The following is a 13,310-nucleotide window of genomic DNA, read 5'->3' as shown; positions in this document are numbered from 1 at the left end:
CGATGTGCCCTCACTTCCATAGACGTTTGGGCGCACCAAACAGAGACATCTAAAATCCCGCCCCTTTGCTCGCTTTTCCCGCCGCGTCCCCCTGCCCATGAACATCGTCGTCAACGAAGACCTCAAAGCCTATATCGACCCCCTGACGCCGGAGGAATACGAAGCCCTCGAACGCAGCATCCTCACCGAGGGCTGCCGCGACGCGCTGGTGCTATGGGGCGATGTGCTGGTGGACGGCCACAACCGCTACGGCATCTGCCAGAAGCACGGGCTGCCCTTCCAGACGGTGCAGAACACGCGCTTCAAGAGCATCGACGACGTGCACCTCTGGATGATCGACCAGCACCTGGGCCGACGCAGCATCTCCGACTTCCTGCGCGGCGTGCTCGCGCTGCGCAAGAAGGACATCGTCGATCAGCAACGCACCCGCGCGGTGGCCCAGCCGGCTTCGCCGCCGGACGCCACGCACGATCCGTCCGATCCGCCGTTCGACGTCGATCCGCCCGCCGATGGCGCTCCCATGCCTCCGCCCGCCCCGCTGAACAGCCGCGAAGCCATCGCCCGCGCCGCGCGGCTCAGCAGCAGCCAGGTGGGCATGATCGAGAAGATCCAGAAGCAGGCCGCGCCGGAACTGGTGGCTGCCGTGAAGTCGGGCGTGATCTCGATCAACACCGCGGCCGCGGTCGCCACGCTGCCGGCCGAGGAGCAGGTCTCGGCCGCGAACGCCGGCAAGGACGAACTCAAGCAGGCCGCCAAGCGCGTGCGCGAATCGAAGAAGAAGCCGCGCGAAGAGTCCGCCGAAGCGGATGCGCACGATGCGCCGGACACGGTACAGGCGCTGCAGCAGCGCGTGGCCGAACTCACGGCCGAGAACGAAACCCTGCGCCGGCAGGTGGCCGAACTGCAGGCCCAGCTCGGCCATTGAGCGCATCGGCCTGCACAAGCAGGCCGACGCGTTTTTCTACAGCTGGATCTCGCTGATCTTCGCGCCCGACAGCGAGACGCCGGCTTCCAGCCCGACGTTCGTCATCACGAAGCCCACCACGGGTTGGCGCAGCGTGTTCGTGTCGATGCTGCCGTTGGCCCCGATGGTCGCGAGCGCCACCGTGGCGTCGGCACCTGCCGTCCAGCCCTTGCTGCTGCGGAACTTGTCCAGCGCCGCCTGCGTGGTGAACACGTAGATCACCGCCTTCGACTGCGCACCTGCCTGGAAGCCCACCGATCCGGCGGTGGTGCTGTAGTAGGACTGCGTGCGGCCGTTCACGCGCAACGCGCCCCGGCCATACTCGGCGCCCACGCCCATGCTGGCACCCACCACGGCGGGAAACACCAGCACCCCGCTCGACCTGGCGACCAGATCGCGCGAGCCCTTCACGGAGTCATAGAGCTTGGACAACGAGGCATCGACCTGGGCGTCGATGGATGTGCGCGAAGACGCGCTGCTGGCCTGATCCTGCGGCCGCGTGGTGGTGCACCCGACAAAAGCCAGGCTGCACGCCGCCACGGCGGACGAAAGCGCCAGCGTGCGGAGATTCATGGTTTTCATGGCGGATTCCTTTGCAAAAAAACATGGATCGGCAAACAAAGCTCTGCCGTCGGCGGCAGACAAGTTCCATGCTAAATCCGCCAAAGAGGGGCAAATCCGGCTTGCGACATCGGCCTACGCGAAGTCACGGCGTCGGCGAACGGTGGCCCCCCTTCTCGTCAGCGTCCGCTCAGGGCAGAACAGTGATGCGGCCGGTGGCCGGCGGCGCCAGCGGGCTGTTCGCCTTGATGTAGGCCTCCAGGGCGTCCACGTCCTGGTCGCCGCCGAGTGCGTCGGTGCCCTGGTTGAAGACGGTGAAGTTGTCGCCGCCGGTGGCCAGGAAGCTGTTCATCGTCACGCGGTAGCTGGTGGCGTCGGCCATCGCGGTGCCGTTGAGCGCCATGTTGCCGATGCGCGAACCGGCGGGCGCCGAGAGGCTGTAGCTGTAGCTCAGGCTGGCCGACGGCAGCAGCACCTTGGGTGAGGCCACCGTGTTGGAACCGCTGTTGAACTGCTGCTCCAGCACCGCCTTGATCTGCGCGCCGGTCATGGTCTTCACCACCAGGCTGTTGCCGAATGGCTGCACCGCGAAGATCTGGCCGTAGGTCACGCTGCCGTCGCCGGCCGGTGCGAGGTCGGCGCGCACGCCGCCCGGGTTCATGAAGGCGATCTGCGCGGCGCCCTTGCCGGCCGGGCTGGTGGCGGCAAGCTGCGCGTCGGCAATCAGGTTGCCCAGCACGCTTTCCCTCGACGCGGTCTGCGTGCGCGTGGCCGTCGCGGTGAGCGAGCCCACCACGCGCTGCACCAGCGGCCCCGCGATGGTGAGGTACTGGCCGATGAGCGCGGCCACTTCCTGGTTCTTGCCGAAGGCGGGGTACTGGTCGGTCAGCGCGACGGTCGTGGCGCCGCTGGTGTAGGCCTCGCCCTGCACGATCACGTTGTCGGCGGCCTTGGCCGTGACCTTGCGGGTGCGGGTGTCGATGGTGATATTGATGTCGGTCAGCAGCGTGCCGTACTGGCCGGCGCTGGTCAGCAGGAAGGGCTTGGCCGGGTTGGTCTTGCCGTAGTCGCACACGTACGAGCGGTGCGTGTGGCCCGAGATCACGACGTCCACCGCGGTGTCGAGCTTGTTCAGGATCGGCAGGATGTCGCCGCTCAGGCCGGCGCAGCTCTTGTCGTTGTAGCCCACGGTGGTGGTGCCGCCTTCGTGCACCACGACGACGATGGCATCCGCGCCTTGCGCCTTCAGCTGCGGGATCAGCGCGTTGGCGGTGTCGGCCTCGTCCTTGAAGCTCAAGCCAGCGACGCCAGCGGGCGTGACGATGTTCGGCGTGCCCTTCAGCGTCATGCCGATGAATGCCACCTTCACCGTCGCACCGTCCTTCGTGAAGGTCTTCATGCCGGTGGCGGGGAACAGCGTGTTGCCGTCGCCCTTCACGGTGTTGGCCGCGAGAAAGCCGAAGTTGGCGCCCGGGAAGTTCTTGTTGACGCGGCACGGCTCGAGCGCGGTGTTCTTCGCGCAGCCGCCGTTCTTCATGCGCAGCAGTTCGGTCTGGCCCTTGTCGAACTCGTGGTTGCCGACCGCGTTGAAATCGATCTTCATCGCGTTCACGGCCTCGATGGTCGACTCGTCGAGGAACAACGCCGACACCAGCGGCGAGGCACCGATCATGTCGCCGGCCGACACCACCGCGTTGTTCGGATTCTTCTCCTTGAGCGAGGCGATGGCCGAGGCCATGTAGGCCGCGCCGCCGGCCGGCACCGGCACCGTGCCGCCGCCCTTGGCGGGCGCGTTGATCGACAGCTTCGGCGGTTCGAGGTTGCCATGCAGGTCGTTGAAGGCAATGAGCTTCACGTCCACGGTGCCGGGCACGGCAGGTGCAGGTGCAGGTGCGGGTGCCGGCGGATTGCTGGCCGCGGGTGGCGGCACGAAAGGAACGAAATTGTTCGAACTGCCGCTGCCTCCGCAGGCGGCCAGGGTGGCGGCCACCACGCCCGCGACGGCAAGGTGCTTCAACGATGGATGCATGGACCTCTCCTCTGTTTTGGAATGCAGCCGATGCTGGGGACGGCACATGACGAGACCGTGAAGGCCCCTCGGCTGCGCAAGGGGATCGGCCGCTCAGGGCAACGGCACGAGGCGCACCGCGACCCCGGGGCCGAAGGCGGCCTGCAGCAGCGCCCTCGCCTGCACGCTGCGCTCGTCGGTCAGCGACTGCACCGCGAGCCAGCCTTCGGTCGGCCCGCGCTGCAGGTGCCAGCCCTCCTGCCCGAGGTTGATGAGCCGCGCGAGCGACGCGGCGTCGGCCACGGGCAGCGCTGTGGGCGTGATGTCGAGCCAGTCGGTCACCTGGTCGCTCTCGCCGCCCAGGCGCACGGCCGCGCCCTCGGCAAGCGCCTGCTGCGTGGCGGCGTCCTGCACCGCGCCCTGCAGCACGATGCCGCCGCCATGCCAGCGGATCTCCAGCGATGGGGTCGCTGCATCGGCCGTACGGACCTGTGCGTTGCCGCCGGCCGTCGAGTGCCATGCGACGGCGGCCGCCAGGATCGCGAGACAGGCGATCGACGCCACGAGAATTCTGCCGAGGGGATTCGTCATTTCGAGGCGCGAGCGTGCCACGCCACGCGTGACGCCAGTGTGACGGCCGCCCCGCCTACACGCATCGCGGCGGCGCGATGACCCCGAGCCGGGCCGGATCCGATACGCTCGAGGTCCGCCTCCCGCATTCCCCAAACATCCCGAGGAACGAACCCATGGCAGCGAACGCGAAAGTCACAGGAAATGTCGAATACCGGGCCGGCGACGGCCCCCTGATCCTCATTCCCCAAGGACCGATCGAGGTCGAGCTGGCACCCGACAGCGCGGTCATCAGCTGGGGCGATGCCGGCAACATTCAGACGACGGCCATTCCGCTTGCCGAATACCAGCGCTATCTGAGCGAGGGCGTGATCCAGACCGACTGAAGCGATGCGCATGCGCACCGCCCATGAAAAACGGCCCCGAGGGGCCGTTCTTCATTGTTCTGCATCCGCAGCGCGAGGCTGCGGTGCATCACTGCCGGTTCTTACTTCTTCTTCGCAGCCACGGCCTTCTTGGCGGGTGCGGCGGCCTTCTTCGCTGCGGGCTTTGCAACCACGGCCTTGTCGGCCTTGCGCTTTGCAGCCTTCGGGTCCACGGCGGCCTTGAAGGCGGCGCCCGGCACGAACTTCGGCACCTTCTGTGCGGCGATCTTGATCTTGGTGCCGGCGCTGGGGTTGAAGCCCGAGCGTGCGGCGCGCGCCACTTGCTTGAAAGTGCCGAAGCCGACGATCTGGACGGGGTCACCCTTCTTCACTGCGGCGACGATCGAGCCCGTGACGGTCTCGAGGATGCGCGCGGCTTCTGCCTTGCTGACGTTATGGGCGGCGGCGATTTTTTCGACGAGTTCGATGCGGTTCAACTGAGTTTCCTGATAGGTTTGATTTCGCCATGTTGCCTATGGCGGCGCAGCACGAATACAAGCTGCAAGCGGGGCGGAGTTTATTCGACTGCGAGAGGCCGGATGTAACGCGGTCGCTTCAGGCCTTCGTGGATCAGCCTTCGATCAGGCCTTCGGCCAGTATCGCGGCGCGAACGGCGGGGCGTTTCGCGATCGATTCCATGTAGCGAACGATTGCCGGCCAGGGAGAAAAATCGAGCCCCGCGTGCTGACCGAGGCGCAGGATCGGGTAGAGGTACGCATCCGCGACGGTGAAGTGCTCACCGAGGATGTACGGCCCCGGCTGCACCAGCGAGGCGATGCGCTCGAAGGCCCGGGTGTCCGCGACCAGGCCGTGCTTGTAGCTTGCGGGCACATCGGGATCGAACATCGGCGCGAAGCCCTTGTGCAGCTCGGTGGCCACGAAGCTCAGGGCCTCGGCCAGGCGATGGCGGGCCATGGTGCCGGCCGCCGGCGCGAGCCGCGACGTCGGTACGAGATCGGCGAGGTACTGCAGCACGGCGAGGCCTTCGGTAAGCACCGCACCGTCGTCGAGTTCGAGCGCGGGCACCTTGCCCATCGGGTTGATCGGCAGATAGCTCTGGCCGGTGGCGGGCAGCGTCTTGGTCTCGAGGTCGACGCGAACCATCTCCGCGCTCAGGCCGGCCTCGCGCAGCACGATGTGCGGGGACAATGAAGAAGCGCCGGGGCTGTAGAAGAGTTTCACGAAAGGCTCCTGTGGTTGGTCGGATCGGTTTGTGTCGAAGTGATGTGCACGCCACGAATGGTGGCCGCGAGGGGCTTCATGAAAAAGCGGGTTGAGAGCACAAGATTGATGAACCGGACTCACGAATTGCCGATCTCGCAGGCCGATGCGCGCGTGTTCGTGACGGTGGCCGACGCGGGCAGCTTCACCGCCGCCGCAGCGCTGCATTCGATGACCCCGTCGGCCGTGAGCAAGGCCATCGGCCGCCTCGAAAGCGACCTCGGCGTGCGGCTGCTGGCGCGCACCACGCGGGCCCTGCACCTGACCGAGGAAGGCATGGCGTTTCACGAACGCTGTGCGCGGGCGTTCGAGCTGCTGGCCGAAGCGGCGGAGGAAGCGAGCGCGGGCACGCGTGCCGTGGCCGGCACGGTGCGCCTGGGGTTGCCGCCGCTGTTCGGCACCTTCCTCGTGGCGCCGCTGCTTCCGGTGCTGCTTGCGCGGCATCCGAAACTGCGCATCGAGATCGTGTCGACCATGCGGCTGTCCGATGTCTTCGACCTTGGACTGGATGTCGCAATTGCAGTGGGTGCCCTGCCCGATTCGAGCCTGGTGGCGCGGCCGCTGGGTTACGGACAGTTCGTGACGGTGGCTGCGCCTGGCTGCTTCGCGAAGGCGGCGACGCGGCCCTCGCGGCCCGAAGGGCTTGGCGACCATCGATGCCTGGCCTACACGCGGCCCGACGGCCGCGAGGACCCATGGAATTTCACGACACCCGAAGGCCCGCTGCAGATCGCGGCACGGGCCGACGTGCGTTCGGACGACATGCACCATCTCGCAGCGATGGCGGTGGCCGGACTGGGCGTCGCGCACCTGCCGATGTTCGTGGTGGGCGAGCACCTCGCCAACGGCCGGCTCGAACGATTGCTGCGCGAGTTCGAACCCGCGCCCAAGCTCGCGTCGCTGGTCTATCCGGCAGGCCGATCGATGCCTCGGCGCGTACGCGCCTTCATCGACTTCCTGCTGTCGAGCGAGCAGCATCTTGCAGGTGTGACGCGCCCCGAAGCAGCAGGCTGAGGCAAGCGCCTGGAAATCACGTCTCGACGGCAGGATCGCGGCTGCCGGTTGTCTGCGATCGATGCCCGATGAAGCGGCGAGCCCGCAGCAGCAGATCGTCGACCAGCGTGAAGACCACCGGCACCACGAGCAGGCTCAGCACCGTCGAAGTCAGGAGGCCGCCGATGACCACGATCGCCATCGGCTGGCGAAAGCTCGGTTCGGCGCCCAGGCCCAGGGCGTTCGGCAGCATGCCGGCGCCCATGGCGATCGTCGTCATCACGATCGGCCGCGCCCGCTTGTGGCAGGCGTCGATCAGCGCCTCGAAGCGTCCGAGGCCCCTCTCGCGCCGCGCCAGGATGGCGTACTCCACGAGCAAGATGGAGTTCTTCGTCACGATCCCCATCAGCATCAGCACGCCGATGACGACCGGCATCGAGAACGGCTGCTGGGTCATCCACAGAGCGAACAACGCACCGGCCAGGGCCAGCGGCAGCGCGGCCAGGATGGTGCCGGGCTGCAGGAAGTCGTGGAACAGCAGGACGAGCACGGCGTAGATGCAGAAGACGCCGATGGCCATTGCAGTGCCGAAGCTGCGGAACAGCTCGCCCATGCGCTGCACCTCGCCCTGGTCAACGCTGCGCACGCCGGCCGGCAGCGAGCGCAGCGCTGGAAGCGCCAGCGCCTCGCGCTGCACGTCGCCGATGGGGCGCCCGTTCAGCTCTACCGACAGCGTGATGTTGCGGGAGCGGTCGAGGCGGTCGATCTGCGAAGGTCCGCTGCCGAGCGCGACCTCGGCCACCGAGCCCAGGCTCACGCTGCCGTTGCTGCCCTGCACCCGCAGGTCGGCCACCCTGTCCAGGTCGCCGCGCAGCGCCGGGTCCATGCGCACGCGGATCGCGATCTGGCGCTGCGGCAGATTCAGCTTGGGCAGCGCGTTCGAATAGTCGCCGTAGGTGGCCAGGCGCACGGCATCGCCGAGCGCCTCGGACGTGACGCCGAACGAGGCAGCCCGCGCGGTGTCGGGCCGCACCTGGATCTCGGGGCGGTGCAGCGCCGCGCTCGACGTCACGTTGCCGATGCCCTTCAGCGTACGCAGCTGCGCTTCGGCCTCGGCCGCAGCGCTCAACAGGGTTCCCGGATCGTCGCCGGCGAGCGTGATCTGCAGCTCCTCGCCGCTGTCGCCGCTGCCGACCGTGACGCGCGCACCCGGGATGCCGCGCAGCACCTCGCGCATCTTCGCCTCCACGCCCGATTGCTTCAGGTGCCTGTCGCCGCGCGGCACGAGATCGACGGTCAAGGTCGCACTCGTCAGGTCGGCGGCGGACGACGACGAGGTGGGACTGGACGCGGAGGTCGCGGTGCCTGCCGAAACGAAGACGGTGCGCACCTCGGGCAGCGCGCGCAGCAGCTCGGCGGCGCGCCGGCTTGCCGCGGCAGTTGCCTGCAGGGTGCTTCCCGGTGCGAGCTTGATCGTCACGCTGCTCTGTGCCTTGTCCTGCGCCGGAAGGAAGCTGGTCGACAGGAACATGGCGATGCCCAGGGAGGCGAGCACGAAGGCGGCCGAGGCCGCGACGACCGCGCGGCGGCGCAACAGCGTGGCGCGCACCCAGCCGAGGTAGCGCGACATCAGCGGGCCGTCGGCCTCGGCCTGCGCACCGGCCTTCGCGGGCTTCAGCATGTAGGCGGCCATCATCGGCGTCAGCAGCCGCGCGACCAGCAGCGACATCAGCACCGCGACCGATGCGGTGATGCCGAACTGGCGGAAGAACTTGCCCGGGATGCCGCCCATGAACGCGGTCGGCAGAAACACGGCCACCAGCGTGAAGGTCGTCGCGATGACCGCCAGGCCGATCTCGTCGGCCGCCTCCATCGCCGCCTGGAACGGCGTCTTGCCCATGCGCAGGTGGCGCTCGATGTTCTCGATCTCGACGATCGCGTCGTCGACGAGAACGCCGACCACGAGCGACAGCGACAGCAGCGTGATCGTGTTCAGCGAGTAGCCGGCGAGCGCCATCACGCCGAAGGTCGGCACGATCGACAGCGGCAGCGCGGTGGCCGCGACGATGGTCGCGCGCCAGTTGCGCAGGAAGCACCAGACGACGACGATCGCCAGCAATGCGCCCTCGATCAACAGGTGCATCGAGCCCTCGTAGTTGTCCTGGATCGGAGCGACCGTGTCGCTCGCTTCGGCGATCCGGACCTCGGGATGGGCCTGCGCGAAACGGCCCACCGCGGCGCGCGCCGCGTCGGCGACGCCAACGTCCGAGTAGCCGCGCGAGCGCGTCACCTGGAAGCCGATGACCTTGCGCCCGTCGCGGAATGCGAGCGTCGTGGGGTCCGAGCGTCCGTCGGTGATGCGCGCGATCTGGTCGAGCCGCACATAGCGGCCATCGGCCAGGGCCAGGGTGATCGCGCCGACCTCGGCCGGCGTGCCGACGGTCGCGATCATGCGCGTCGACTGGCGAAGGCCGCCGATGTCGCCCTGCCCGCCCGAGCTTTCCTTCTGTGTCGCCGTCAGCTTCGCAGACACGTCCGACGGCGTCACGCCCAGGCCCGCCATCAGGGTGGGATCGAGGTCGACGTGCACCTCGCGGTCGAGCCCGCCGACGCGGGCGACCGATGCGACGCCCTTCACCGCGAGCAGCGCCTTCGTGACGTCGTTGTCGACGAACCAGGACAGGTCCTGCTCGTCCAGGGTTGCCGATTCGATCGTGTAGGTCAGGAAGGCAGAGCCCGCCGTCGTGAGCTTGGAGACCGTCGGCGAGGCCATGCTCGAGGGCAGCTCGGCGCGCACGCTGTCCACCGCGTTGCGCACTTCGCTCAGCGCCTCCTCGCCGTTCTTGTCGATCTCGAAGCTCACGCTGATCGACACCGAGCCGTCGGTGATCGTCGTCGCGATGTGGTCGAGGCGGCTCAGCGAGGCCAGCTTGTCCTCGATCTTGCGCGCGACCTCGGTCTCGAGCTGCGAAGGCGCCGCGCCTTCCAGCGTGGCCGTGACCTGGACCGTCGGCAGGTCCATGTCGGGAAAATTCTGGATCTGCAGCTGGCGGAAGCCGACGATCCCCAGCACGGTCAGCAGCGCGAAAAGCAGCAGCGCCGGCACCGGGTTGCGGATGGACCATGACGAGAAGTTCATCGGGCCGCCTCCTGCTGCGCACCGGCCGTCTCTTGCGCCGCAGCCACCGTCACCTGCGCACCCTCGGACAGGAAGGCCCCGCCTTCGGCGACGACGCGCGCGCCGGCAGGCAGGCCCTCCACTTCCACGCGCTCGCCTTGCCGGCGTCCGGTCGTCACCGCGAGGCTTGCGACCTTGTTCCCGTTGCCCAGCAGGTAGACATAGGCGCGGCCGTCGCGCAGTGTCACGGCCGTCTGCGGCAGCGTCTGCGCCGGCCGGGGGTCGAGCTCCATGACACCGTTCACGAACATGCCGAGCCGCTGCGGCCCGCCGGTCGGCAGGCTGACGTAGACCGTCGCGCGACCGGTGCTGGTGCTCAGCGTCGGGCCGACCAGCCGCACGCGGCCCTCGGCCCGCTCGCCGTTCGGCAAGCTCACGTACGCCTTCTGACCAACCCGCAGGCGCGACACCTGCCGGGCATCGAGTTCCGGGCGCCATTCCACGCGGCCCTGGCGCACCAGCCGGAACATCTCGGCGCCCGCGCTGACGACGTTGCCGAGCACCGCCGACTTCGACGACACCACGCCGTCGTCGACGGCGACGATGCGCGTCTGCCGCAGCTTGAGCCGGATGCTGTCGAGCTCGGCCTCGGCCGACGCGAGCGATGCACGCGACGTCGCCTCGGTAATGCGGTAGTCCTCGACCTTCTGCGCCGAGAGCGAGCCGCTGCTTTCGACATCCCGGGCTCGCCGCAGGTTCGACGCGGCCTGCTCCAGCGTGGCGCGTGCCTGCGCAACGGAGGCCTCCTGCTTGCGCAGGTCGGCCTGCAGGCTTTCGTTGGCCAGCCGCGCGAGCACATCGCCGCGCTTGACGCTCGCGCCCACGTCGACCAGGAGCTCGGCGATGCGAAGTCCCCCGGTCTCGGGGCTGACGATGATTTCCTGCCAGGCAGCCAGCGGGCCGCTGCCCTGCACGACCTCCGGCCAGGCCTCGGTCTTCGGCGTGACGGCAACCACGGTCAGCACGCTGGGCGCTTTCGCGTCGGACGCGGACGCCGGGGCCTTGCTCCAGACGACGGCGCCGCCCGCCAACGCGATGGCCAGCGCCACCGCAGCGGCGCGCAGGGATTTGTTCAACGGAATTCTCATGAGTTTGTCTTGTTCGAAGCTTCGGTGGGCGTGTCGCCGGATGCCGCTGCCGGCGTGCCCGGCTGCCAACCTCCGCCGAGCGCCTTGTAGAGCGCGATCCAGTATTCGATACGATCGCGCCGCAGCGTGATCAGGCTGATTTCCGCCGACAGCGCGGAGCGGCGCGCTTCTTCCAGCGTCAGCAGGCTTTCGAGGCCCGCGCGCCAGTTCACCTGCGTGGCCTGGAAGTAGTGCCGGTAGTTCTGGTCCGCGCGCTCGGCCTCTTCGACGCGGCGCGCCGTGCTGTCCAGGTTGACGAGCGAGCGTTCGACCTCCTTCACCGCGGTGCGCACGCCTTGCCGGTAGCTGGCGAGCGCCATCTGGTAGCTGGCTTGCGCGGTGACCACCGCGGCGCGGCGCTTGCCGCCGTCGAACAGCGGGATCGACAGCGACGGGCCGAGCGACCACGTCGTCAAGGCCGAGGTGCCCGGCGTGGCCGAGATCGAGACCGAGCCCGACAGCGACAGGCTGGGGTACAGGTCGGCCTGCGCCGCGCCGATCTCGGCGCTGCTCGCGGCCAGCTCGCGCTCCAGCGAGGCGAGGTCGGGCCGCTGCCGCAGCGCATTGGCCGGCACGCTCTGCACCTCCAGGCCTGCGGGCTCGGGCAGGCGGTCGTCGGCGGCCTTGCCGACGGTCAACAACGTGCGCAGCGCGGGCTCGTCGCGCCCGGTCAGGTCGACCAGGGACTTGACGAGCAGATCGCACTGCGCGCGCTGCGAGATCAGCGTCGAGGCCGCGCTCGCGAGGCTTGCGCGTGCCAGGGCGGCATCGGACTGCGCACTGAAGCCCGCCCGCACCGATGCAGCCGTCGCCCGCTCGGTCTGCTGCGTCGACGCCTGCTCGCGCTCGTAGGCATCGGCCAGCAGCTCGCAGGCGCGGTATTGCACGTACGTGTCGGCCACCTCGGCCGCGAGCGACACGCGCGCGTCGTGCCAGTCCGCCACGCGTGCATCGGCGCGCGCCTCGGCCGCCTCGGTATTGCGCCGCACCTTGGAGAACAGGTCGACCTCCCATGCCGCGTCGAGGCCCGCGCTGCGCGTGGTTTCCGTGGCCAGGGCGCCCGACATGGATTGCTGGCGCGCCCGGGAAAGCGATGCGTTGCCGTCGAGGCTCGGCAAGCCGCTTGCACGCGCGGTGGTCAGCGTTGCGCGCGCCTTCTCGATACCCGCCCATGCCTTCGCGAGGCTGGGGCTGTTCGCATCCGCGAGCGTGACCAGCTGCGCGACGGTGGGGTCGTCGAACTGCCGCCACCAGTCGCGCATCGCGCCGGCATTGCCGCCGTGAGGCCGCACGGCCTGCCAGGCGACGGGAGCCGCGGGCGCCGGCTCCGAATAGGTGGGCCCGACGGCACAACCCGCGAGCACGAGGCTCGCGAGGGGCAGCACCAGGACGACGGCAAGACGGGTTGGAAAGAAGGAACGCATGGTGTCGATGGGAGTTCAGGCATCGTAGGAATGCCCTCCGTTCGCCACGGTTCGGCGGCGTTAAGTTGGGTAAAAGAACAGGCTCGCGCGGGAGCACTGCGTCCAACGGCGCGATACTCCGGGCCGTATTCACGATCGACCCATGCCCCGCGTACTCCTTGTCGACGACGACGTAGACCTGACCGAGATGCTGTCGATGTACCTCGTGCGCGAGGGCTTCGAAGTCCAGGTGGTATGCGACGGCGAAAGCGGCGTCGCGGAAGCGGCACGCGGCGTCTATGCGATCGTCGTGCTCGACATCATGATGCCGCGCATGTCGGGCATCGAGGCGCTGCGGCGCATTCGCGCCACGAGCCAGGTGCCGGTGCTGATGCTGACCGCCCGCGGCGAGAACATCGATCGCATCGTCGGGCTCGACATGGGCGCGGACGACTATGTACCCAAGCCCTGCACGCCCGGCGAACTGGCCGCGCGCATCCGCGCGATCCTGCGGCGGACCGAAACGCGCGAGCCGGCCAGCACCGCGGCGAATCCGCGCATGCTGCAGGTGGGAGAGCTCGCGCTGTGGCCCGGCAGCCGGCGTGCACTGTGGCGCGGCCAGCCCCTGGAGCTGACGGGCACCGAGTTCGGCCTGCTCGACGTGCTGGCGCGCCACGCCGGGCAACTCGTCAGCAAGGAAACCATCTCGCAGCAGGCCTTCGGCAAGCCTCTGGCGCGCTTCGACCGCCGGATCGACGTGCACATCAGCAGCATCCGCCAGAAGCTCGGCACGCGGCCGGACGGCGAATCGTGGATCCAGAGCGTGCGCGGCAGGGGCTATCAATTGCTCGAGGACTAGC

General features: G+C 68.6%; 11 protein-coding genes and 1 pseudogene. 4 read left to right on the top strand and 8 right to left on the bottom strand.

The window, feature by feature from the left end:
• Positions 1 to 97 precede the first annotated feature (97 nt).
• Entirely contained in the window at positions 98 to 925 is an 828-nt protein-coding gene (locus ASD05_RS07620; protein ID WP_056589850.1) for a hypothetical protein, read from the top strand.
• Between the two features lie 36 nt (positions 926 to 961).
• On the opposite strand, the gene ASD05_RS07615 is transcribed toward ASD05_RS07620, so the two are convergent.
• The 3 genes from ASD05_RS07615 to ASD05_RS07605 form a co-directional block, all read right to left on the bottom strand.
• A complete protein-coding gene (locus tag ASD05_RS07615) occupies positions 962 to 1,546 on the bottom strand; it encodes a YSC84-related protein (protein WP_007833372.1) in 585 nt (194 codons plus the stop codon).
• A gap of 169 nt (positions 1,547 to 1,715) precedes the next feature.
• On the bottom strand, positions 1,716 to 3,554 hold the full coding sequence (locus ASD05_RS07610) for a bifunctional metallophosphatase/5'-nucleotidase (protein WP_056589847.1): 1,839 nt from the start codon (positions 3,552 to 3,554) through the stop codon (positions 1,716 to 1,718).
• 93 nt (positions 3,555 to 3,647) lie between these two features.
• The gene (locus ASD05_RS07605; protein ID WP_056590401.1) at positions 3,648 to 4,124 is read right to left on the bottom strand and encodes a hypothetical protein; all 477 of its coding nucleotides are present in this window, start codon (positions 4,122 to 4,124) and stop codon (positions 3,648 to 3,650) included.
• Positions 4,125 to 4,279: 155 nt separating this feature from the next.
• On the opposite strand from ASD05_RS07605, the gene ASD05_RS07600 reads away from it, so the two are divergent.
• The gene (locus ASD05_RS07600; protein WP_056589843.1) at positions 4,280 to 4,489 is read left to right on the top strand and encodes a hypothetical protein; all 210 of its coding nucleotides are present in this window, start codon (positions 4,280 to 4,282) and stop codon (positions 4,487 to 4,489) included.
• Between the two features lie 101 nt (positions 4,490 to 4,590).
• On the opposite strand, the pseudogene ASD05_RS07595 reads toward ASD05_RS07600, so the two are convergent.
• Positions 4,591 to 4,971, bottom strand: a pseudogene (locus ASD05_RS07595) (HU family DNA-binding protein); the annotation flags it as partial.
• 127 nt (positions 4,972 to 5,098) lie between these two features.
• Positions 5,099 to 5,710: a glutathione transferase GstA gene (gene gstA, locus ASD05_RS07590; protein ID WP_056589836.1), complete on the bottom strand. Its 612-nt coding sequence runs from the start codon at positions 5,708 to 5,710 to the stop codon at positions 5,099 to 5,101.
• A 108-nt stretch (positions 5,711 to 5,818) separates the two neighbouring features.
• On the opposite strand from gstA, the gene ASD05_RS07585 reads away from it, so the two are divergent.
• Positions 5,819 to 6,763: a LysR family transcriptional regulator gene (locus ASD05_RS07585; protein ID WP_056589833.1), complete on the top strand. Its 945-nt coding sequence runs from the start codon at positions 5,819 to 5,821 to the stop codon at positions 6,761 to 6,763.
• A gap of 16 nt (positions 6,764 to 6,779) precedes the next feature.
• Here the strand turns inward: ASD05_RS07585 and ASD05_RS07580 are convergent, their stop codons facing one another.
• The 3 genes from ASD05_RS07580 to ASD05_RS07570 are packed head-to-tail and all read right to left on the bottom strand — an operon-like array spanning position 6,780 to position 12,471.
• Positions 6,780 to 9,881 (bottom strand): efflux RND transporter permease subunit, encoded by a 3,102-nt coding sequence (locus ASD05_RS07580; protein WP_056589830.1) that lies wholly within the window; start codon positions 9,879 to 9,881, stop codon positions 6,780 to 6,782.
• Positions 9,878 to 11,008 carry an efflux RND transporter periplasmic adaptor subunit gene (locus ASD05_RS07575; protein ID WP_056589827.1) on the bottom strand — a complete coding sequence of 377 codons (1,131 nt, stop codon included), beginning with the start codon at positions 11,006 to 11,008 and terminating at the stop codon, positions 9,878 to 9,880. The genes ASD05_RS07580 and ASD05_RS07575 overlap by 4 nt, the downstream gene beginning before the upstream one ends.
• Positions 11,005 to 12,471: an efflux transporter outer membrane subunit gene (locus ASD05_RS07570; RefSeq protein ID WP_056589824.1), complete on the bottom strand. Its 1,467-nt coding sequence runs from the start codon at positions 12,469 to 12,471 to the stop codon at positions 11,005 to 11,007. Before ASD05_RS07570 ends, ASD05_RS07575 begins: the two co-directional genes overlap by 4 nt.
• Before the next feature lie 142 nt (positions 12,472 to 12,613).
• On the opposite strand from ASD05_RS07570, the gene ASD05_RS07565 reads away from it, so the two are divergent.
• Entirely contained in the window at positions 12,614 to 13,309 is a 696-nt protein-coding gene (locus ASD05_RS07565) for a response regulator transcription factor (RefSeq protein ID WP_056589821.1), read from the top strand.
• Position 13,310 lies beyond the last annotated feature (1 nt).

The organism is Variovorax sp. Root434 (genome assembly GCF_001426595.1).
Lineage (GTDB): Bacteria > Pseudomonadota > Gammaproteobacteria > Burkholderiales > Burkholderiaceae_C > Variovorax.
Note: the sequence above shows the minus strand (reverse complement) of the source record. Positions and strands in the feature narration are given on the sequence as shown.

Bases quoted from the DNA above. Each gene is read 5' to 3' on its own strand.
- ASD05_RS07575 (WP_056589827.1), bottom strand. From the start codon at position 11,008: ATGAGAATTCCGTTGAACAAATCCCTGCGCGCCGCTGCGGTGGCGCTG.
- ASD05_RS07615 (WP_007833372.1), bottom strand. From the start codon at position 1,546: ATGAAAACCATGAATCTCCGCACGCTGGCGCTTTCGTCCGCCGTGGCG.
- ASD05_RS07620 (WP_056589850.1), top strand. From the start codon at position 98: ATGAACATCGTCGTCAACGAAGACCTCAAAGCCTATATCGACCCCCTG.
- ASD05_RS07605 (WP_056590401.1), bottom strand. From the start codon at position 4,124: ATGACGAATCCCCTCGGCAGAATTCTCGTGGCGTCGATCGCCTGTCTC.
- ASD05_RS07565 (WP_056589821.1), top strand. From the start codon at position 12,614: ATGCCCCGCGTACTCCTTGTCGACGACGACGTAGACCTGACCGAGATG.
- ASD05_RS07585 (WP_056589833.1), top strand. From the start codon at position 5,819: ATGAACCGGACTCACGAATTGCCGATCTCGCAGGCCGATGCGCGCGTG.
- ASD05_RS07600 (WP_056589843.1), top strand. From the start codon at position 4,280: ATGGCAGCGAACGCGAAAGTCACAGGAAATGTCGAATACCGGGCCGGC.
- ASD05_RS07580 (WP_056589830.1), bottom strand. From the start codon at position 9,881: ATGAACTTCTCGTCATGGTCCATCCGCAACCCGGTGCCGGCGCTGCTG.
- ASD05_RS07570 (WP_056589824.1), bottom strand. From the start codon at position 12,471: ATGCGTTCCTTCTTTCCAACCCGTCTTGCCGTCGTCCTGGTGCTGCCC.
- ASD05_RS07610 (WP_056589847.1), bottom strand. From the start codon at position 3,554: ATGCATCCATCGTTGAAGCACCTTGCCGTCGCGGGCGTGGTGGCCGCC.